The sequence below is a fragment of the Spiroplasma endosymbiont of Halictus nicosiae genome, from assembly GCF_978018445.1.
The window spans coordinates 1,586,670-1,600,575 of the sequence record NZ_OZ389573.1 but is presented as its reverse complement, the minus strand read 5'-3'; the positions used below and the strand labels follow the sequence as shown (position 1 = coordinate 1,600,575).

The window sequence follows — 13,906 nt, the reverse complement described above, 5'->3', positions numbered from 1 at the left end:
TATAAATGGATGTAAGAGCAAACTTAAGAAGTATTAGAATATCGCCACGAAAAGTAAGACTAGTTACCGATTTAATTCGGAATAAAAAAGTGGGAGACGCAATAGTTATTCTTAACAACACAAACAAAAAATCATCAGTTCCAGTTCAAAAATTAGTTAAATCAGCGGTAGCAAATGCCGTTAATAATAATGGATTGGATGCTGATCGCTTATTTATTAAAGAAATCTTCGTTAACGAAGGACCAACATTAAAACGTTTCCGTCCGCGTGCACATGGGCGAGCATATGAAATATTGAAGAAAACAAGTCACATCACAGTTACTGTTAGTGATGGACAACAATAAGAAAGGAAGATAACAAGAGATGGGTCAAAAAGTTAGTCCAACAGGATTACGCGTTGGAGTTATTAAAACGTGAGATTCAAGATGATACGCTGAAAAGCAAGAATATGTCAAATGATTGCATCAAGATATCAAGATTAGAAATGCTCTAATGAAAGAATTAAAAGGAGCAAGTGTTTCTAAAATTGAAATTGAACGAACAAAAAAAGAAATTGTTATCTTTATTAGAACTGCTCGTATTGGTGTTGTCTTAGGACAAGAAGGAAAAAACATCGCAAAATTAGTAAAATTAGTACATGTTACAATTGGCGATCGTAAAATAGAAGTAAAAATTAATGTTGTTGAAATTAAAAACCCAGACACTGATGCACAATTAGTGGCAAATACCATTGCTGAACAGATTGTTAATCGTGCTTCATTTAGAAGTGTTCAAAAATTAGCAATTAAAAAAGCAATGAAAGCTGGAGCACAAGGAATTAAAACTTCCGTTTCAGGACGCTTAGGTGGTGTAGATATGGCACGAACAGAAGGATATACCGAAGGAACCGTACCATTAGCAACTTTACGTAGTGATATTGATTATGCTTTAGCCGAAGCTTTAACAACCTATGGCCAAATTGGAGTTAAAGTTTGAATTTGTAAGGGAGAAATCCTAAGTAAAGAATTAGTTTCTACAAGTGATGAAAAACCAAAGTTTGAAAAACGCGACTTTAATCGTTCAAACAATAATCGTCGTGATCAAGGACCAAAATCACACCCTGCTGCTAAAGAGGCAAAATAATGTTATTACCAAAAAGAACAAAATATCGTCGTCCGCATCGTATTAAATATGAAGGAAAAGCAAAAGGAAATACGAAAGTAGATTTTGGAGAATTTGGATTAAAATCACTAGATGGAGCGTGAATTACAAACCGCCAAATTGAAGCAGCGCGGATTGCAATGACACGTTATATGAAACGTTGAGGAAAAGTTTGAATTAGAATTTTTCCTCATATGGCGAAAACAAAAAAACCATTAGAAGTTCGAATGGGTTCAGGAAAAGGTTCACCTGAAGAATGAGTAGCAGTTGTTAAAACAGGAACGGTCATGTTTGAAGTAGCAGGTGTTTCTGAAGAAACTGCCCGTGAAGCATTACGATTAGCAATGCATAAATTACCAGTAAGATGTAAGATTGTTAAAAAAGGAGAAGAGTAAGAGATGAATGATTTAACCAAAAAATCAGTTGAAGAATTGAAAAAACTGGAAGAAGAATCACGTGCTGAATTATTTGCGTTACGATTCCAATCAGCAATGGGGAATTTAGAAAAACCACATCGCATTGGAGAATTAAAAAAGCAAATTGCTCGTATTTTAACAATCTTATCTGCTCGTAAAAATGCTGGGGAAAACACCGCAATTAATGTTAAAGTTAATTTAAATGAAACATATGCGAAAATTGAAAAAGAATCACAAGCATTTGCAAAACAACGCAAGGCAAAAATTGAGAAAATGATGGCTGAGCAACAAGCTGCTGAAGGAGAAATGCGAAGTTTAATGGATTTACCATTAAATGACGCAATGGACTTAACAGAAGAAGCTGTTGTTTCAAGAACAGGAGAAGCAAATGTTCTTGATGAACAAAAAACACCAGCTGCGGCAAAGAAACCAGCAGCAAAAAGTAAAACAACACCAAGCGACAAAACAATAGTAACTGTTAAATCAGTTACTTCGGCTAAAGCAGACATTGAAGTACCAAAAGGAACAAAAAAAGCAGAGCCAATTAAGACAACTAAAAAAACAACTGAACTTGATGCAAAAGAAAAATTAGCAGCAATTAAAAGTTCTGTTGCGATGGATGGCACTGCAAAAGAGCGTGGTTCAGGAGTTAAAATTGATTTAGAATTAAAAACAAAAGACCCTAACGCAAAAGAATATACTTATGGTACAAATTGAAAAGAAAATCGTGATAAAATCTTAACCGCTGGTAAAACAACAAAAAAGCCGATGACAAAACAACTAAGAAAGGGACAGGGAAAAAATAATGGAAAGAAATAGTCGTAAAGTCTTACAAGGACGTGTTATTTCAGAAAAAGCTGAAAAAACAATTACTGTTTTAGTTGAAACATATAAAAATCACCCCTTATATAAAAAACGTGTAAAGTATTCAAAAAAATATTTAGCACATGATGAACAAAATCAAGCCCACATTGGAGATAAAGTAAGCATTATGGAAACGCGTCCTTTATCAAAAACTAAACACTTTCGTCTAATTCAAGTTATTGAAAAAGCAATTGGTTAGTAAGAAGAGGATAATAAAAAAATGATCCAACAAGAATCAAGATTAAAAGTTGCTGATAACTCTGGGGCAAAAGAAGTGTTAGTAATTAAAAATTTGGGTGGTTCATGACGAAAGTTTACTAATATTGGGGATATCGTTGTATGTACAATTAAAAAAGCAACCCCTGGTGGAATTGTCAAAAAAGGACAAGTTGTTAAAGCGGTTATCGTGCGTACTAACCGTGGTTTAAAACGAAGTGATGGAACACAAATTCAATTTTCAGAAAATGCTTTAGTATTAATTAAAGATGATAAAAGCCCACGTGGAACACGTATTTTTGGGCCAATCGCCCGGGAAGTTAAAGATGCTGGTTTTGTAAAAATTGCATCATTAGCACCAGAAGTATTATAGGAGGCTATTTATGAATAAAGTTAAATTTAAAAAAGGTGACTTAGTGAAAGTTATAGCCGGAAAACATAAAGGAACAGAAGGTCCAATCATTCGCCTCTTACGTGAAAAAAGTCGTGTGATAATTGAAGGAATTACAAATATTAAACATGTGAAACCTTCACAAGATAACACTGAAGGAGGAATTCAACAAGTTCCCGCTTCAGTTCATATTTCAAATGTTGCATTAATTGATCCAAAAAATAAAAAAGAAATTACTAAAATTAGTTATCAAATTGCTGATAATGGTAAAAAAGTTCGCATTGCTCGTAAGTCAAAAGCGCATTTAGCGTAGAAAGGAATAATGATTAATAATGAATGTTAATTTAGAAAAAAAATATAAGAATACAATTGTTAAAGAATTATTCAAAGAGCAAGGTTTTCAATCAATAATGCAAGTTCCTGTTGTTAAAAAAATTGTTGTTAACATCGGAGCTGGGAATGCAACACAAAATAGTAAAGTAATTGAAGATATTACAAATGAATTAGCATTAATAACTGGGTTACGACCAGTTGTTACCAAAGCTAAAGGTTCAATTGCTTCCTTTAAATTACGTGAAGGAATGCCAATTGGAGCAAAAGTTACTTTACGTGGGAAAAAAATGTATCATTTTTTAGATAAACTAATCAACATTGCTTTACCACGAGTAAGAGATTTCCGTGGGCTTAATAAAGATGCCTTTGATGGGCGTGGAAATTATACCTTAGGAATTAAAGAACAAATTATTTTCCCTGAAATTGACTATGATAAAGTTAAAAGAGTACGGGGAATGGATATTACAATTGTCACAAGTGCAACAAATGATGCTGATGCTCGAGCATTATTAAGCAAAACGGGAATGCCATTTAAAAAATAGGAGGAAAGAAGATATGGCCAAAAAATCATTAAAAGTTAAACAACAATGCCATCCAAAATTCAAGGTAAGAAGTTATACTCGATGTGGAAACTGTGGACGACCTCATGCTGTGTTACGTAAATTTGATTTATGTCGTTTATGCTTTAGAAATTTAGCAAGTAAAGGACAAATTCCTGGGGTTAGAAAAGCTTCATGATAGAAAGAGAGACTAATTAATTATGATGATTGATACAATCGCTGATATGTTAACAAGAATTCGCAATGCTAATCAACGTTTACACAAAAGTGTAAAAATGCCGTCAAGTAAAATGAAAGTAAGAATTGCTGAGATTTTGAAAGAAGAAAGCTATGTCGAAGACTTTAAAGTATCAGGAGATATTAAAAAAGACTTAACGTTAACTTTAAAATATAAAGGTAAAACAAAAGTTATTTCAGGATTAAAACGAATCTCAAAACCAGGTTTAAGAGTTTATGTAACTGTTGAAGAAGTACCTCAAGTTTTAAATGGGATGGGAATTGCAATTATTTCAACAAACCAAGGAATTATGACAGATAAAGCAGCAAAACAAGCTCACTTAGGTGGGGAAGTTATTGCTTATGTGTGATAGAAATATTTAAAGGAGAGCAAAACAATGTCTCGAATTGGTAATAGAGAGTTAAAAATTCCAGTTGGTGTTGAAGTAACAATTCAACCAAATAATGTTATTGCAAAAGGCGCAAAAGGACAATTAGAACAAGCAATTCCAAGTGTTATTACTGTTGCCGCCAAAGAAGGTGTTGTGACAACAACTAGAGCAAATAATGTGAAACATAGTAAGCAATTACATGGCACAATTAATTCTTTAATTCAAGGAATGTTAGAAGGTGTCAGCAAAGGTTTCAAAAAAGAATTAGAAATTAATGGAGTAGGGTATCGTGCGGCGTTAGCTGGTGATAAGTTAACGTTAAGTTTAGGATATTCTCATCCAATTGAATATAAAATTCCGCAAGGAATTACAATTACACTTTCAAAACCAACACAAATTATTGTAGAAGGAATTTCAAAACAATTAGTTGGGGAAGTAGCTGCAAACATCAGAAATTATCGTAAGCCAGAACCTTACAAAGGTAAAGGAGTTAAATACAAAAACGAACACATTATCCGTAAAGAAGGAAAATCTGCTGGTAAATAGCAGAAGAAAGGAATATCAACAATGGCAAATTTACAAAGTCAAAGTCGTAGTGCAAAACGAAAAAGAAGACATTTTCATGTTCGCACCAAAATTAATGGTACAACAGCTGTTCCTCGTTTAAATGTGTTTAAATCAAATGGGCATTTTTATGCTCAATTAATTGATGATGTGAAGCAAAAAACAATTGTTGCAGCCTCAACATTAAAAATGGATGATTTAAAATCAACAAGCAATATTGCAGCGGCAGAAAAAGTTGGCGCTGAAATTGCAAAAAAAGCACTTGATAAAAAAGTTACAATGGTAGTATTTGATCGCGGTGGATATTTATACCATGGCAAAGTAAAAGCATTTGCAGAGGCTGCTCGTAAAGCAGGACTGAAATTTTAAAAGGAGCAATAAGAAGATATGGCAGAGAATAAAACAGATTTAAAACCAAATACAGGAAACTCAGCTCAACCAGCAGCAAAAAAAGAAGGACCACAACATAATTTTCGGCAAGGCAATCAACGTTTTGAACGTAATAATGATCGTCGTGGTGATGAAAATATGTTTGAAGAAAAAGTCGTAACAATTCGTCGGGTTACTAAAGTAACAAAAGGAGGACGTCATTTCCGCTTTGCGGCAGTTGTTGTGATTGGTGATAAAAAAGGTCGCGTTGGTTTTGGGACTGGAAAAGCAAACGAAGTTCCTGATGCAATCAAAAAAGCAATTAAAGAGGCAAAAAAACAATTAGTAAAAGTGCCACTAGTGGGAACAACTGTTCCACATGAAGTTATTGGTAATTTTGGAGCAGGAAAAGTATTAATTAAACCAGCTCGCAAAGGGACAGGAGTTATTGCTGGAGGACCAGCCCGAGCTGTGATTGAATTAGCAGGTTTAGCAGATGTTTATACAAAATCATTAGGATCAAATACCCCAATTAATATGATTCGTGCAACATTAGATGGTTTAAGTAATTTACGAACAATTGATCAAATTGCAAAATTACGTGGTAAAACCGTAGAAGAGTTACAAAGATAAGAGGACAGAACAATGAAATTAAACGGATTACAGTATACTGATGGAGCTCGTCATAGTAAGAAACGACTAGGACGAGGAACTTCATCAGGATTAGGAAAAACAGCTGGTAAAGGACATAAAGGGCAAAATGCCCGCACAGGTGGTGGTGTTCGCCCTGGATTTGAAGGGGGACAAACTCCTATTTTCCGTCGTTTACCAAAGGTTGGTTTTACTAATTTAACAACCAAAAAATATGTCTTATTAAACTTAAGTGATTTTGAAAAATTAGGATTGAATGAAATTAACCATCAAACATTAGTTGCCAAAAAAGTGCTAAAAAATGAAAAAGAATTAATTAAAATCTTAGGTAATGGTACAATATCTAAGAGTGTTAATGTTAAAGTTAACAAAGTTTCGCAAACTGCAAAAACAGCAATTGAAAAAGCTGGAGGAAAAGTGGAGGTAATATAGTGAAAACTAAAGCGAAAAAAAGAAAAATGACTCGCCATAATCGCGAGGTTGACATTGTTAAATCATCAAACTTTTTTGTTAAAAATAAAGATTTGATTAAACGAATTTGTTTTACTTTATTAATTTTAGTTTTAATTCGTTTAGGTAGTTATTTAACAGTCCCAGGCGTAAAAATTTCACCTGACTTTCAAGATTTATCAAACAATGATCAGTTCTTTAGTTTGATTTCAATGTTAGGAGGAGGAACGCTTGGAAAGTTTTCAATTTTAGCTTTAGGAGTATCACCATATATTACTGCTTCGATTATTGTACAGTTATTATCAACTGATGTAATTCCGCCTTTATCACGCTGAGCAAAAAGTGGAGAACGTGGGCGGAAAAAATTAGATCGCTTAACAAAGTGATTAACAATTCCATTTGCAATTATGCAAGTAATTGCCACAATTTTTACTATGGCAAACCAAGGCATTATTTCTCCAAAATGAGATTCATCTGATTTTGGAACGGGAAGTCCAATCTTTTATTATACATTAGTTCCAACCGCTTTAATTGCAGGAACAATGTTAATGCTTTGATTAGCAGATCAAATGACAATTAGAGGGATTGGTAATGGGGTCTCATTAATTATTTTTGCTGGAATTGTTGCGCAATTACCAAATAATTTACAAACAACTTTTAAATTCTGAATTTCAGGACAAGAAGACATTAACTTATTATTTGATGGAATTTTAAAATTCTTAGTGTATGTTGTAATGTTCTTATTAGTGGTTTTATTTGTTGTAATGTTAAATGAATCAGAACGGAAATTGCCAATTCAGCAAACAGGAAGTGGTTTGGTATCTGGAAATGAAGAAAACCGCCCCTTCTTACCATTAAAAATTAATTCCGCTGGAGTTATTCCCGTAATTTTTGCCTCGGCATTAATTTCAGCCCCAATTACTGTTGCACAGATTATTAGTGTAAGTAATCCAAATAATGGTTTTGTGCAATTTACCAATAATTATTTATCGTTTAGTACATGACCTGGAATTATTATTTATGCAATTTTAACAATTTTATTTACTTTCTTATATTCACAAGTACAAATGAATCCTGAAAAAATTGCTGAGAATTTTCAGAAGGCCGGAACCTTTATTCCTGGTGTTCGCCCTGGGAAAGAAACTGAAAAATACATTAAGGGAACAATTAACCGTTTAAGTATTTTAGGGTCAGTCTTTTTGGCGGCAATTGCAATTTTACCTTATGTGATTAGTAAATTAACAGCTTTACCAAGTGCATTAGCAATTGGAGGAACAGGATTAATTATTATGGTATCAGTCGCATTAGAAACAATGCGTCAAGTTAAAGGACGAATTACGCAACAAGCGTTTATTGATAAAAAGTCGCAACAATTAACGGATGATACTAAAGATTCATATTTATGATAGAAAGCCAGAGGAAAGTTAATGCGAAATTTTATTTTGTTAGGAGCTCCTGGTAGTGGAAAAGGAACTCAATCAGACCATTTAGTTAAAAAGTTTGGTTTTACGCATATTTCAACCGGTAATATTATTCGTGATAATATTAAGCAAAACATACCATTAGGTATTTTGTGTCAACAGTATGCTGACCAGGGAAAATTAGTTCCTGATGATATTATGATTCAAATGGTTGAAAATCATTTGCAAACAGTAACTGGTGATTTAATTTGAGATGGTTTTCCGCGCACAATTGCGCAAGCAAAAAAATTAGATCAATTATTGCAAAAACTAAATAGCAAGGTTGATCATACATTATATTTTGAAATTGATGAAGCAAAGTTAATCGAACGAATTACGGGACGTTTAACTTGTCCAACTTGTGGACGAACATATCATAAAACAGCAGTGCCCCCAAAAGTGGCATGAGTTTGTGATGATGATCAAACCTCATTAGTACAACGCAAAGATGATAATGAAGAAAAAATTAAAATTAGATTAGCGGCATATCATGCTGATACTGCACCGTTAATTGAATATTATTTAAATCAGCAAGTATTAACCGTTATTGATGCTGATATGGAAGGAAATGCTGTCTGAGACCAAATTATGGCAGTTTTAAAATAACGGAGATTTGAGGTAATAGATAAAATGGCAAAAACTGATTTATTAGAAGTACAAGGAACAATTTTAGAAGTATTACCAAATACAATGTTTAAGGTGCAATTAGAAAATGGTGCAACTATTTTAGCTCACGTTTCGGGTAAAATCCGGATGAATTACATTCGCATTTTACCCGGCGATACAGTAGTTGTTGAAATGTCACCTTATGACTTAGAACGTGGGCGTATTGTTTTTAGACATAAATAAACAAAATAATAAAAATTTTGGTAAAGGAGAATACACGATGAAAGTAAGATCATCAGTTAAAAAAATCTGCGACAAATGTCGTGTAATTAGAAAAAAAGGGCGAGTGATGATAATTTGTTCACAGCCAAAACATAAACAACGACAAGGTTAAAAAGGGAGGAAAAGAACATGGCACGTATTGGCGGAGTAGATATTCCAAATGATAAGCGCGTAGTAATTGCGTTAACATATATTTATGGAATTGGAAAACCACAATCACAACAAATTTTAAAAGAAGCAAAAATATTAGAAGATATTCGTGTGAAAGATTTATCAGAAGATGAATTAACAACAATTAGAAATGAAATTGTAAAATTAAAAACCGAAGGAGACTTACGACGTGAAGTTGCCTTGAATATTAAACGTTTAATGGAAATTGGTAGTTATCGTGGAATGCGTCATCGTAAAAGTTTGCCAGCACGCGGACAGTCGTCAAAGCAAAATGCACGAACAGTTAAAGGACCACGTAAAACAGTTGCTAATAAGAAAAAATAGTAGATAAGGAGAACAATTATGGCTGTTAGAAAAAAAACGAATAAGAAAAAAGTCAAAAAAAATGTCCTAAAAGGAATTGCACATATTCATTCAACTTTCAATAATACAATTGTTACCCTTTCTAATGAAGCGGGTAATGTCATTTCATGAGCATCAGCAGGAGCAATGGGTTTTAAAGGAAGTAAGAAGTCAACTCCTTATGCTGCCCAAATGGTTGCTGAAGCAGCTGGAAAAGCAAGCCAAGAACACGGAATGAGTAGTGTTCAAGTTGAAGTAAAAGGGCCAGGCCCAGGGCGTGATGCTGCGGTACGGAGCATTCAAGCAATTGGATTAGAAATCACTTCAATTAAAGATGTAACGCCAATTCCTCATAATGGGGCACGTCCACCAAAAAGACCAAGAGGATAGGAGAAAGATTAGGCGATGAAACAATTTATTAGACCAGAATTTAAATTACAAGCAGAAGATAAAGCCAATAATTACGGAAAATTTTTAGTTGAACCGTTAGAACGAGGATTTGGTGTTACATTAGGAAATGCGATACGTCGAACATTACTATCAGCAACACCAGGAGCCGCTGTTTTTGCTGTTCGAATTAAAGGTGCCTCGCATGAATTTACTGCTATTTCCGGTGTTGTTGAACATGTTACAAAAATAATTTTAAATATTAAAAATTTAGTATTAAAAATTAATCAAGATATTATTCCAGATGGAGAATCAGTAATTTTAAAAGTAGTTTCTTCAAAAGAAGGAGAAATTTACACAAGAGATTTAGTTGTTCCAACTGGAGTAGAAGTTATTAATGGTGATTTATTATTAGCAACAATTGCTAAAGGTGGAGAATTAGACTTGGAGCTATATGCTCGTAATTCACGTGGGTATAAATCATTTACAGATAATAAAAAAGAAAAGAAATATGCTGATTTAATTGTAATTGATTCAAATTATTGCCCAATTCAGCGTGTGGCATATAATGTTGAACCAACAAAGGTGGGGAAAAATGCTGACTTAGAAAAATTAGAATTAGAAATTCAAACTGATAGTTCAATTACGCCAGTTAACGCTGTTGCAATGGCAGCAAAAGTTATTACTGAGCATTTAGAATTCTTTGTTAACTTGAATGAAGCAATTAAAGAAACCCAAATTATTTCATCTGAAGCAGAAGCCGAAGAAGATGAATTAGATCGTAGCATTGATGAACTAGAGTTTACGCAACGTTCACAAAATTGTTTAAAAAGAGCAAAAATTGATACTTTACGTGATTTAGTTTCAAAATCAGAAGATGAAATTCAAGAAATTAGAAACTTAGGGAAAAAATCATTAACAGAAATTAAAGATAAAGTGGCCCAATTAGGTTTACACTTTCGACGTGATTAAAAGAGGTGAAAAAGGATGTCATACCAACAAAAAAGAGGGAAAAATACTGCTTGAAGAAATGGCTTAATGCGTAATTTAGCAACCGAATTAATTATTAATGAACGGTTGGAAGTAACAGAAACACGCGCCAAAGAATTACGCCGTCATGTTGATAAATTAGTGACACTAGGAAAACGACAAGATTTACATGCTCGTCGTCGTGCTGCTAGTTTTTTACGTGATATTGAGGCAAATGAAAAGGAAACCGCATTACAAAAATTATTTAATGGCATTGCCAAAAAATATAAAACTCGTAATGGTGGTTATACACGTATTTTAAAATTATATAATCGTAAAGGAGATAATGCTCCGATGGTGATTATTGAATTAGTCTAACCAAAAAAACTAACTGTTGTGTTGTTAGTTTTTTTTTTTTTTTTATGATAAAATAAAATCTGAAAGGAATTTAACTATGATTACAATTAAAACAGACCAAGAAATTGAATATATGCGCAAAGCTTGTTTAACATTAAAACAAATTCATCAAGAATTAAAAGCGATGATTAAACCAGGAATAACAGGCGTAATGCTTAATCATCGCGCAGAAGAAATTATTCGAGCAAATAATTGCCAACCAAATTTTAAAGGTTTATATGGTTTTCCCGCGGCCATTTGTGTTTCTTTAAATGAAGTTTTAATCCATGGGATTCCAAATCATACACCATTTGTGGAAGGTGACCTTGTCTCTGTTGATGCGGGTTGTTCATATGAAGGTTATAATAGTGATGGTGCTTTTACTGTAATTGTTGGAAAACCGCGCACAGCAGAACATGTGAAGTTATTAACTGTCACTGAAACAGCATTAGCAAAAGCAACCGCAATTTTGAAACCAGGAGTACGAATTGGCGATATTGCTGAAACAATTCAAACATATGTTGAAGGAGAAGGTTTTTTTTTACCAACTGAATTTGTCGGCCATGGAATTGGGCGTGAATTACATGAAGAACCAATGGTTCCTAATGTTGGAACAGCAGGAGTAGGAATGTGCTTACAAGCTGGAATGACGATTTGTATTGAACCAATGGTTCAAATTGGAACTAAAGCAATTAAAATGTTAGATGATAATTGAACGCCAGTGTCAGCTTTAAACTTATGTAGTGCCCATTTTGAAGATACAATTTTAATTACTCCGACTGGATATGAAGTTTTAACTTAATTATTTTTAAAAATAATAATCGTACCGAATCCTTAATAAAGTATTTGACCCATTTTTTAATTTTCTTGTGAATGAATTGAAAAATTGGTAATTATTGTGTACCATAAATGAGTAGGGCTTTATGTTTAACATGAAGGGAGCTATTATGCGATTTAAACAAAGAAATTGAGTTTGAAAAATTAATATTTTTGGCAAACATATTAAAGCTGGAGCAGGAAAACGAAATCCGTTTGATTATTCCCGAGTTAAAAAAATGACCCGAGAATTAATTAGAAAACAACGATTAGAAGCAAAAGCAAATAAAAATAATAACTATCAATTTTAAAAAACCATACTTTCTTAGTATGGTTTTTTAAATTATTTATTAAGTTGATAACTATTTTTAATTTTTTGATAAATCATTGTTTTGTAATCTTTATCAAGAAAGCCAATAAATGTAAAAATACCAACAAAATGATAACCAATACCTAATTTTTTTTCATTTAATTTTGCAAAAGTAATTAATTGGGTTAGACGTTCTAATTGTTTTTCACCTAATTTTTGTTGTTTTGTCTGATCATTTGTGTCATTAAAATAATAAATATAATTTCAGTCATCGGACATATAATTTGCATATCCCTTTTTAATTGCTAATGCTTTTGAGGTGAGAGAAACAATATTAGAAAATCAAACTTGTTGATAATGATTAATATTATAGCCACTTGTTAAAGTTGAAAGCTAATTTTCATCAGTAAATAAGGTGCTCAAGACATCAAAAATTGTTCGAAATATTATTTTATCATCAGTTGTAATTTCTTTTTGTTGCAAAATTTTTTGTAATGTTTCATTTGTCATTTTATGAACCCTTCTTTTTAAACTTGTAAATTATTTTACTTTTCTAATATAATAATTATACTAAAAAGAGATAAAATGTTATAATTATGGCAAGAATTGATTGAGAGAGGGGATTAAAATGTTTTTATCATTTCTTATTGTAGTACAAAATAATCAGACAAAATTAATGAAGACTTTACTATCAATTAAGGAACAAACAAGTGACGATTATGAAATTGTTTTAATTGATGATAATGGATTCCAACCAAAATCACCACTCTTAGAATTTATGAATGAATGCTTTTATAATAATATTGGTAAACAAATTCAAGTAATTACAAATTTACGAAGTCAAGGCTTTTCATATGGTATTAATACTGCTATTTCAATTGCACAAGGAGATTTTTTTATGATTGTTGATGAAGGACAGACAATTCATAAAACAGCAGTTGCAGTTTTAAAAGAAAAAGTTGAAACATATCAAGTTGAACATAAAAAAGTTGATATGCTTGAATTTAGGTTATATTATGCGAATTCAAAGGAAAAAAGTGAAATTTGAAATAAATGTAATGTTTTATTGTCGCCTAAAACTAATAAAGAAGTGTTAGCATATGTTAATTGCTCATTTTTTACAAAGATATTTCGTCGAAACCTTATTTTACAAAAAAATATTACATTACTTGATTATCGTCGTACTGATACTTTCTTTATTTATAACGCATTAGTTTATACTGGGGGATATGTTGCAATTAAAGATGTGCTAGTTGATTATGAATTAGGAATTGTCAATTATAGTGTTTTTGATTTAATTAAACAATGAATTTATATTTTTAATTTATATCGTGATTTAAATTTATATCGTGAATATCAAGAAGAATTAGAGTATGCTTTTATTCGCTTTTGCTTAGTAACATTTTTAGAAATTGTTAGTTTACAAAACAATAAAAGATTATCAATTAAAGCTATCCATAGTGCCGAAAATAAATTAGAACGTCGTTATAAAAGTTTTATGAAAAATAAATATCTTAAAAATGTAAAAGAATCACAATTTAAAATGATTGTTACTGATATTAAAGGTTTTATTAAACATTGAAAACTGGAAAATACAAAATAAAT

At 32.2% G+C, this 13,906-nt stretch carries 26 protein-coding genes; 25 read left to right on the top strand and 1 reads right to left on the bottom strand.

Going from position 1 to position 13,906, the window contains the following annotated elements; all coding sequences use genetic code 4:
- The first annotated feature begins 5 nt into the window (after positions 1 to 5).
- The 24 genes from rplV to ACZ91P_RS10785 all read left to right on the top strand — a co-directional run bounded on the left by rplV (position 6) and on the right by ACZ91P_RS10785 (position 12,302).
- Positions 6 to 344, top strand: a complete 339-nt coding sequence (rplV, locus tag ACZ91P_RS10900) for a 50S ribosomal protein L22 (protein WP_465156001.1) — start codon at positions 6 to 8, stop codon at positions 342 to 344.
- A gap of 19 nt (positions 345 to 363) precedes the next feature.
- Positions 364 to 1,122, top strand: coding sequence for a 30S ribosomal protein S3 (gene rpsC, locus ACZ91P_RS10895; protein ID WP_465155997.1), 759 nt, complete (start codon positions 364 to 366; stop codon positions 1,120 to 1,122).
- Positions 1,122 to 1,535, top strand: a complete 414-nt coding sequence (gene rplP, locus ACZ91P_RS10890) for a 50S ribosomal protein L16 (RefSeq protein WP_004028429.1) — start codon at positions 1,122 to 1,124, stop codon at positions 1,533 to 1,535. The genes rpsC and rplP overlap by 1 nt, the downstream gene beginning before the upstream one ends.
- Positions 1,536 to 1,538: 3 nt before the next feature.
- Complete coding sequence (gene rpmC / locus ACZ91P_RS10885; RefSeq protein WP_465155992.1) at positions 1,539 to 2,375, top strand: 50S ribosomal protein L29; 837 nt, start codon at positions 1,539 to 1,541, stop codon at positions 2,373 to 2,375.
- Positions 2,359 to 2,619, top strand: coding sequence for a 30S ribosomal protein S17 (gene rpsQ / locus ACZ91P_RS10880; protein ID WP_465158988.1), 261 nt, complete (start codon positions 2,359 to 2,361; stop codon positions 2,617 to 2,619). Before rpmC ends, rpsQ begins: the two co-directional genes overlap by 17 nt.
- Positions 2,620 to 2,640: 21 nt before the next feature.
- A complete protein-coding gene (gene rplN / locus ACZ91P_RS10875) occupies positions 2,641 to 3,009 on the top strand; it encodes a 50S ribosomal protein L14 (RefSeq protein ID WP_465155988.1) in 369 nt (122 codons plus the stop codon).
- A 10-nt stretch (positions 3,010 to 3,019) separates the two neighbouring features.
- Complete coding sequence (gene rplX, locus ACZ91P_RS10870; protein WP_465155984.1) at positions 3,020 to 3,340, top strand: 50S ribosomal protein L24; 321 nt, start codon at positions 3,020 to 3,022, stop codon at positions 3,338 to 3,340.
- A gap of 19 nt (positions 3,341 to 3,359) precedes the next feature.
- Positions 3,360 to 3,902, top strand: a complete 543-nt coding sequence (gene rplE, locus ACZ91P_RS10865; protein WP_465155980.1) for a 50S ribosomal protein L5 — start codon at positions 3,360 to 3,362, stop codon at positions 3,900 to 3,902.
- A gap of 13 nt (positions 3,903 to 3,915) precedes the next feature.
- On the top strand, positions 3,916 to 4,101 hold the full coding sequence (locus tag ACZ91P_RS10860; RefSeq protein WP_465155976.1) for a type Z 30S ribosomal protein S14: 186 nt from the start codon (positions 3,916 to 3,918) through the stop codon (positions 4,099 to 4,101).
- Positions 4,102 to 4,120: 19 nt separating this feature from the next.
- The gene (rpsH, locus tag ACZ91P_RS10855; RefSeq protein ID WP_422397489.1) at positions 4,121 to 4,510 is read left to right on the top strand and encodes a 30S ribosomal protein S8; all 390 of its coding nucleotides are present in this window, start codon (positions 4,121 to 4,123) and stop codon (positions 4,508 to 4,510) included.
- A gap of 24 nt (positions 4,511 to 4,534) precedes the next feature.
- Positions 4,535 to 5,074, top strand: coding sequence for a 50S ribosomal protein L6 (gene rplF, locus ACZ91P_RS10850; protein WP_465155972.1), 540 nt, complete (start codon positions 4,535 to 4,537; stop codon positions 5,072 to 5,074).
- Between the two features lie 21 nt (positions 5,075 to 5,095).
- Complete coding sequence (rplR, locus tag ACZ91P_RS10845; protein WP_465155967.1) at positions 5,096 to 5,461, top strand: 50S ribosomal protein L18; 366 nt, start codon at positions 5,096 to 5,098, stop codon at positions 5,459 to 5,461.
- Positions 5,462 to 5,620: 159 nt separating this feature from the next.
- Positions 5,621 to 6,094 (top strand): 30S ribosomal protein S5, encoded by a 474-nt coding sequence (gene rpsE / locus ACZ91P_RS10840; RefSeq protein WP_465158987.1) that lies wholly within the window; start codon positions 5,621 to 5,623, stop codon positions 6,092 to 6,094.
- Between the two features lie 12 nt (positions 6,095 to 6,106).
- The gene (gene rplO, locus ACZ91P_RS10835; protein WP_465155963.1) at positions 6,107 to 6,544 is read left to right on the top strand and encodes a 50S ribosomal protein L15; all 438 of its coding nucleotides are present in this window, start codon (positions 6,107 to 6,109) and stop codon (positions 6,542 to 6,544) included.
- Positions 6,545 to 6,570: 26 nt separating this feature from the next.
- Entirely contained in the window at positions 6,571 to 7,971 is a 1,401-nt protein-coding gene (gene secY, locus ACZ91P_RS10830; protein ID WP_465158985.1) for a preprotein translocase subunit SecY, read from the top strand.
- A gap of 18 nt (positions 7,972 to 7,989) precedes the next feature.
- On the top strand, positions 7,990 to 8,628 hold the full coding sequence (locus ACZ91P_RS10825; RefSeq protein ID WP_465155959.1) for an adenylate kinase: 639 nt from the start codon (positions 7,990 to 7,992) through the stop codon (positions 8,626 to 8,628).
- A 24-nt stretch (positions 8,629 to 8,652) separates the two neighbouring features.
- Positions 8,653 to 8,871 (top strand): translation initiation factor IF-1, encoded by a 219-nt coding sequence (gene infA, locus ACZ91P_RS10820; RefSeq protein ID WP_004028446.1) that lies wholly within the window; start codon positions 8,653 to 8,655, stop codon positions 8,869 to 8,871.
- A gap of 37 nt (positions 8,872 to 8,908) precedes the next feature.
- Entirely contained in the window at positions 8,909 to 9,022 is a 114-nt protein-coding gene (gene rpmJ, locus ACZ91P_RS10815) for a 50S ribosomal protein L36 (RefSeq protein WP_465155954.1), read from the top strand.
- A gap of 17 nt (positions 9,023 to 9,039) precedes the next feature.
- Entirely contained in the window at positions 9,040 to 9,405 is a 366-nt protein-coding gene (gene rpsM, locus ACZ91P_RS10810; protein ID WP_465155950.1) for a 30S ribosomal protein S13, read from the top strand.
- 18 nt (positions 9,406 to 9,423) lie between these two features.
- On the top strand, positions 9,424 to 9,813 hold the full coding sequence (rpsK, locus tag ACZ91P_RS10805; RefSeq protein ID WP_348736319.1) for a 30S ribosomal protein S11: 390 nt from the start codon (positions 9,424 to 9,426) through the stop codon (positions 9,811 to 9,813).
- 15 nt (positions 9,814 to 9,828) lie between these two features.
- Positions 9,829 to 10,782 (top strand): DNA-directed RNA polymerase subunit alpha, encoded by a 954-nt coding sequence (locus ACZ91P_RS10800; protein ID WP_465155945.1) that lies wholly within the window; start codon positions 9,829 to 9,831, stop codon positions 10,780 to 10,782.
- Between the two features lie 15 nt (positions 10,783 to 10,797).
- The gene (gene rplQ, locus ACZ91P_RS10795; RefSeq protein ID WP_465155940.1) at positions 10,798 to 11,157 is read left to right on the top strand and encodes a 50S ribosomal protein L17; all 360 of its coding nucleotides are present in this window, start codon (positions 10,798 to 10,800) and stop codon (positions 11,155 to 11,157) included.
- A gap of 76 nt (positions 11,158 to 11,233) precedes the next feature.
- Entirely contained in the window at positions 11,234 to 11,977 is a 744-nt protein-coding gene (gene map, locus ACZ91P_RS10790) for a type I methionyl aminopeptidase (RefSeq protein ID WP_465155936.1), read from the top strand.
- 145 nt (positions 11,978 to 12,122) lie between these two features.
- Positions 12,123 to 12,302 carry a hypothetical protein gene (locus tag ACZ91P_RS10785; RefSeq protein ID WP_465155933.1) on the top strand — a complete coding sequence of 60 codons (180 nt, stop codon included), beginning with the start codon at positions 12,123 to 12,125 and terminating at the stop codon, positions 12,300 to 12,302.
- Positions 12,303 to 12,334: 32 nt separating this feature from the next.
- On the opposite strand, the gene ACZ91P_RS10780 is transcribed toward ACZ91P_RS10785, so the two are convergent.
- A complete protein-coding gene (locus ACZ91P_RS10780; protein ID WP_465158983.1) occupies positions 12,335 to 12,610 on the bottom strand; it encodes a hypothetical protein in 276 nt (91 codons plus the stop codon).
- Between the two features lie 319 nt (positions 12,611 to 12,929).
- Here ACZ91P_RS10780 and ACZ91P_RS10775 point away from each other — a divergent pair, with 319 nt between their 5' ends.
- Positions 12,930 to 13,904: a glycosyltransferase gene (locus ACZ91P_RS10775; RefSeq protein ID WP_465155929.1), complete on the top strand. Its 975-nt coding sequence runs from the start codon at positions 12,930 to 12,932 to the stop codon at positions 13,902 to 13,904.
- Positions 13,905 to 13,906: the final 2 nt, after the last annotated feature.